2 protein-coding genes are annotated in these 2,021 nt (G+C 45.9%); both read right to left on the bottom strand.

All coding sequences use genetic code 11. The annotated features are described in order from the left end of the window. Positions 1 to 423: 423 nt before the first annotated feature. On the bottom strand, positions 424 to 1,203 hold the full coding sequence (locus U9Q77_13185) for an ABC transporter permease (GenBank protein MEA3288309.1): 780 nt from the start codon (positions 1,201 to 1,203) through the stop codon (positions 424 to 426). Then, positions 1,200 to 2,021: ATP-binding cassette domain-containing protein (locus U9Q77_13190; protein MEA3288310.1), on the bottom strand; the 822-nt coding region annotated here is incomplete at its 5' end. The genes U9Q77_13190 and U9Q77_13185, both read right to left, overlap by 4 nt.

Below are 2,021 nucleotides of genomic sequence, written 5' to 3' on the forward strand. Positions count from 1 at the left end.
TGATAAAAAAGCGTAGTATTATCTTTATTCTCTCCGATTTTCTTGATACAAATTATTTAGATAGTTTAAAGATACTCGCGAAGAAGCATGATGTTATAGCTTTACTTGTGTGACTACGCCGGGGCAAGCCCGGTATTGGTGGGAGATGTATTAAACTGGTCATGGATAGCCGTAAGAATCTATAGTTCTAATAGCGCGGAGTGTAAGCTCTTTTTACATGAAGGCGCATAATGGCTCAACTCCACTTAGTGTCTTAGTGCCTTGGTGGCTATTTCTGACAATATGTATTCGACTAACATGGGCCGCTTTAATAAGTACCAATCCAAAAGTGTTTGTGTGATTACGTTGTGACAATCTCGGCTTTGGGGGAGATATTCGGGTTAGAAAAGCGAAAAAAATATTCCCTCTATCTCATTGCCAGGGTTACTGATATAGCCGTTTATGGATTGACCTGAGGACGATGACTGTATTGAGAGCAGTGACTGTCAGGATCCATAGGAAATGGTGAAGTAGGTCAACACTCCACAATTGATTGAAGATTCCTCTGCTGAGTTCAACGCCATGGTAAAGCGGTGTGAACCAGGCTATGATCTGGATGATCTCAGGAAGTTGGGTCAGAGGAAAGAATATCCCGGAAAAAAGGAATAGGGGTGTGAGAAACAAGGTGAAGAAGTAATTGAACAGCTCGATCTCTTTGATGACGGATGTAAATAGCAAACCAATGGTAGCAAACAAAAATCCAATGATGAAAAGCAAAGGTATGATCAACAGAATTCCCCAGTGAAGCCCCATCCCGAATAAGAAAAGAATACTGAAGAAAGCACCACCATAGATTGTGCCGCGAGTAGCTCCCCATAGCAATTCACCCAGAGCCAGATCCTTGGGATTGACCGGTGTCGAAAGAATACCATCATAGATCCGGTCGAAATTCATTTTTACAAAAACATTATAGGTGGTTTCCAGGCTGGCACCCCACATGATGCTGGAAATGAGTAAGCCCGGGGCAATGTACTGGATGTAAGGTATGCCATCCATTTCATTAATGTAGGCTCCCAGCCCGATGCCCATACCCAAAAGATAGAGGAATGGTTCGAAGAAATTGGGCAGAATATTGAGTTTCCAGGTTCGTTTATAGACGGTGGCATTGCGTTGCCAGACCCGCCAGGCAGCTTTCAGGATCACTCTGGGAGTGGAGTGGTTCAATCGATGAGTTCCCGTCCAGTTAATTTCAGAAAGACATCTTCAAGGGAAGCCCGACGGCTTAATAATGTTTTTACCGGGATGTCCATGGCTTGGATCTGAGCATAGAGCCGATTGGCATCTTCAGTATAGAGTAGTAATCGGTCAGAAAGAGATTCGTGAAAATCAATTTGTTTGCTGGTGGCAGCCAGAATGGTTTCCCGACTGATAGTATCACCTCGAACTTCGACAACATGGGGTGAAACCTCTGATCTGATCAAGTCCCAGGGTGAGCCTTCAGTAATGATCTGACCCTGATCCATGACGGCCAGGTTATCACACAGTTGCTCTGCTTCATCCATGTAGTGGGTGGTGAGTAACAGAGTCACACCCTGCCCGATCAGTTCATGACATTTGGCCCAGACATGATGGCGGGCTTGCGGATCCAGACCGGTGGACGGTTCATCCAGGATCAGCACACTGGGTCTGTTGATCAGAGCACGGGCAATCTGCAGTCGTCTTTTCATACCGCCGCTGAGTGTTCGCACATTTACCAGGCGTTTTTCTCCCAACTGGAAGAATTCGATGAGTTCATCTGCTCTGCGAATGGCCCGCTCTCTGGGCATATCATAGTATCGAGCATAGACCAGCAGGTTATTGATCACATTCAGGTCATAATCCAGACTATCATCCTGAGTGACTACTCCAATTCCCCGTTTAACGGCACTCATGTTTGACATGACATCCAGATCATTGACCAGCAGTTGGCCTGAAGTAGCCGGAGTGGCACAATAGATCATGCGCATCACAGTGGTTTTTCCGGCTCCGTTGGGGCCCAGAAA

This window comes from Candidatus Neomarinimicrobiota bacterium, assembly GCA_034716895.1.
Taxonomy (GTDB): Bacteria; Fidelibacterota; UBA8477; order UBA8477; family JABMPR01; genus JABMPR01.